The sequence below is a fragment of the Staphylococcus sp. GDY8P85P genome (assembly GCF_017892405.1).
GTDB classification, from domain to species: domain Bacteria; phylum Bacillota; class Bacilli; order Staphylococcales; family Staphylococcaceae; genus Staphylococcus; species Staphylococcus borealis.
In genome coordinates, this window is the sequence record NZ_JAESLA010000063.1 from 1 (window position 1) to 3422 (window position 3422).

The 3422-nt window shown below is 33.3% G+C and carries 6 protein-coding genes; all 6 read left to right on the forward strand.

Annotated elements, in window-relative coordinates:
- On the forward strand, positions 1–237 hold a 237-nt coding region (locus KA828_RS11930), incomplete at its 5' end, for a hypothetical protein (protein ID WP_210126283.1).
- Between the two features lie 451 nt (positions 238–688).
- Entirely contained in the window at positions 689–871 is a 183-nt protein-coding gene (locus tag KA828_RS11935) for a hypothetical protein (RefSeq protein WP_210126284.1), read from the forward strand.
- A 56-nt stretch (positions 872–927) separates the two neighbouring features.
- A complete protein-coding gene (locus KA828_RS11940) occupies positions 928–1260 on the forward strand; it encodes a hypothetical protein (RefSeq protein WP_117985306.1) in 333 nt (110 codons plus the stop codon).
- Positions 1261–1707: 447 nt separating this feature from the next.
- Positions 1708–2046: a hypothetical protein gene (locus KA828_RS11945; RefSeq protein ID WP_162887961.1), complete on the forward strand. Its 339-nt coding sequence runs from the start codon at positions 1708–1710 to the stop codon at positions 2044–2046.
- An 88-nt stretch (positions 2047–2134) separates the two neighbouring features.
- A complete protein-coding gene (locus KA828_RS11950; RefSeq protein WP_010725612.1) occupies positions 2135–2374 on the forward strand; it encodes a protein rep in 240 nt (79 codons plus the stop codon).
- 168 nt (positions 2375–2542) lie between these two features.
- On the forward strand, positions 2543–3304 hold the full coding sequence (gene aadD1 / locus KA828_RS11955) for an aminoglycoside O-nucleotidyltransferase ANT(4')-Ia (protein WP_001014230.1): 762 nt from the start codon (positions 2543–2545) through the stop codon (positions 3302–3304).
- Positions 3305–3422: the final 118 nt, after the last annotated feature.

Here is a 3422-nt window from a genome sequence, read left to right on the forward strand (position 1 = left end):
AGGAGTCTGGACTTGACTGATATAGGTATTATGAAAATTGTAATAAATGAGTATATAGGAGACAGCGCTTTTTACATGCTCAATTTGTTTGATATATTTGAAAAATATTCAAATAAAACTGTTAAATTCATAAATATAGAAAACAATATTTTAAATAGAAATTATTCTATTTCAGATAGGTATCAAGTGTGGGATTTAGATAACGGAGAAATTTTAATAATTGATAATTTTTATTAATATGTGAGCCATCTTTAAGTAGATGGCTTTTTAGTAAAAAAATACTTCAAACCCTTAGTATAAAAGGAAGTGTGATTTTCACACTTCCAGAATTCTATACATTAATAAATTGTAAGCACTCCTAACGGAGTGCTTTTATTATGCTCCTTCATCTGACATCAATGACTACAAAGCAGCATTGAATAAGATCAGATTCAGTCGAGTGAAACGCAAAGCGTTTCGTTTTCTCACACTCCATTTCGCTAAGTAGTTATTTGTTTTGATGCTGACACTAATCTATTTTGCGTTAGCAACGCAAGGGTAAACATGCAGTTGATCCTAACTCGTATACTCATAAGGATAACTAGCCCTTGCATCACACTTAAAATAGATTAAATACGTGTCACAAAACAAAATACCTACTGCTTCACTACGGTGAGTGTAGTAGAAAAAAGAGAAAGAAGGAATTCAAATGAAACATGTAGATGAAATTTTATTTAGTATTACAACAGATGATGTAGACTTCGTTTTTGAAACAGAATTTCCAGAAGTATCAGAAGAACAAAGAGAATCAATCAAAAAAAGATTATCTCAAGGGTTATATAGTGAATGGGTAGAAGATGTTAAAGAATTTATAAACTATGAACTGAATTAATAACCATATAGAAGGTACAATATGTACCTTCTATATTAAAAAGTGGGGGAGATATTATGATTAGAATTTATGAAAATTATGGAAAAACAGATATATTTGTAGTAAATCAGGAACGGGTTAAAGAGCTTATTAGTAAGTTGGAAACAAGATTCTATAAAAATGATTTAAATAGATTTATATGTAAGGAAGATGATATATGGTTAGCAATTGATAATAGTACAGCAGATGTATTTATAGAAGAATATGATTCGCTTGAAGAAGCCTTCCAGTACCTACTAATAGATGACGAGTTTAGTTTAACTGAAATTGAAGAAAAAGAAATCAGTAATTGGATTTGTAACTATGAAACAAAATCTAAGATTTGTTCTTTAATTGGTTATAATGTATAAGGTATACCTTATACATTATAGCATTCTATTATGAGTGGAAGTGTCCTAACGACACTTCCATAATCATCAGTATCTTCAAAAAAATATATTGATGATTATTATATTAATTAAACGGAAGCACTCCTAACGGAGTGCTTTTATTATGCTCCTTCATCTGACATCAATGACTACAAAGCAGCATTGAATAAGATCAGATTCAGTCGAGTGAAATGCAAAGCATTTCGTTTTCTCACACTCCATTTCGCTAAGTAGTTATTTGTTTTGATGCTGACACTAATCTATTTTGCGTTAGCAACGCAAGGGTAAACATGCAGTTGATCCTAACTCGTATATTCATAAGGATAACTAGCCCTTGCATCACTCTTAAAATAGATTAAATACGTGTCACAAAACAAAATTCCTACTGCTTCATTTCAGTGAGTGTAGTAGAAAAAAGGACTGGTAGACATGAGAAAAATATTTGTAGAAGAATTATCACAGAAAAGTAAAGATTTATTTACACACTTAGCTAAGCAGTTTTCAAAAGAAAATAACGTAAATTTAGATGAGTTGCTTGATGGATTAGAAAGTAGAATAAGTGATTTACAGCATGATTCAGAAAATGCTTTAGGATTTAGAATCTGTGAAAACCCAGAATGTAGAGAACTTTTTAATGATGGATATATGATGGAAGATAACTGTGAGAACTATTGTTCAAGAGAATGTGCTGAAAAAATATATCCAGAAATTGTAGAAGAAGATTATGGTACAGACACAATTTTTTGGACAGAGTGGCAACCAGAATAATATGCTATTAGGTATAGGTTATACCATATAACTTATACCTTATATTCTAATCTAACTTATTTTTTAAAATATAGATGATACGGATTTTATGACCGATGATGAAGAAAAGAATTTGAAACGTTTGTCTGATTTGGAGGAAGGTTTACACCGTAAAAGGTTAATCTCCTATGGTGGTTTGTTAAAAGAAATACATAAAAAATTAAACCTTGATGACACAGAAGAAGGCGATTTGATTCATACAGATGATGACGAAAAAGCCGATGAAGATGGATTTTCTATTATTGCAATGTGGAATTGGGAACGGAAAAATTATTTTATTAAAGAGTAGTTCAACAAACGGGCCAGTTTGTTGAAGATTAGATGCTATAATTGTTATTAAAAGGATTGAAGGATGCTTAGGAAGACGAGTTATTAATAGCTGAATAAGAACGGTGCTCTCCAAATATTCTTATTTAGAAAAGCAAATCTAAAATTATCTGAAAAGGGAATGAGAATAGTGAATGGACCAATAATAATGACTAGAGAAGAAAGAATGAAGATTGTTCATGAAATTAAGGAACGAATATTGGATAAATATGGGGATGATGTTAAGGCTATTGGTGTTTATGGCTCTCTTGGTCGTCAGACTGATGGGCCCTATTCGGATATTGAGATGATGTGTGTCATGTCAACAGAGGAAGCAGAGTTCAGCCATGAATGGACAACCGGTGAGTGGAAGGTGGAAGTGAATTTTGATAGCGAAGAGATTCTACTAGATTATGCATCTCAGGTGGAATCAGATTGGCCGCTTACACATGGTCAATTTTTCTCTATTTTGCCGATTTATGATTCAGGTGGATACTTAGAGAAAGTGTATCAAACTGCTAAATCGGTAGAAGCCCAAACGTTCCACGATGCGATTTGTGCCCTTATCGTAGAAGAGCTGTTTGAATATGCAGGCAAATGGCGTAATATTCGTGTGCAAGGACCGACAACATTTCTACCATCCTTGACTGTACAGGTAGCAATGGCAGGTGCCATGTTGATTGGTCTGCATCATCGCATCTGTTATACGACGAGCGCTTCGGTCTTAACTGAAGCAGTTAAGCAATCAGATCTTCCTTCAGGTTATGACCATCTGTGCCAGTTCGTAATGTCTGGTCAACTTTCCGACTCTGAGAAACTTCTGGAATCGCTAGAGAATTTCTGGAATGGGATTCAGGAGTGGACAGAACGACACGGATATATAGTGGATGTGTCAAAACGCATACCATTTTGAACGATGACCTCTAATAATTGTTAATCATGTTGGTTACGTATTTATTAACTTCTCCTAGTATTAGTAATTATCATGGCTGTCATGGCGCATTAACGGAATAAAGGGTGTGCTTAAATCG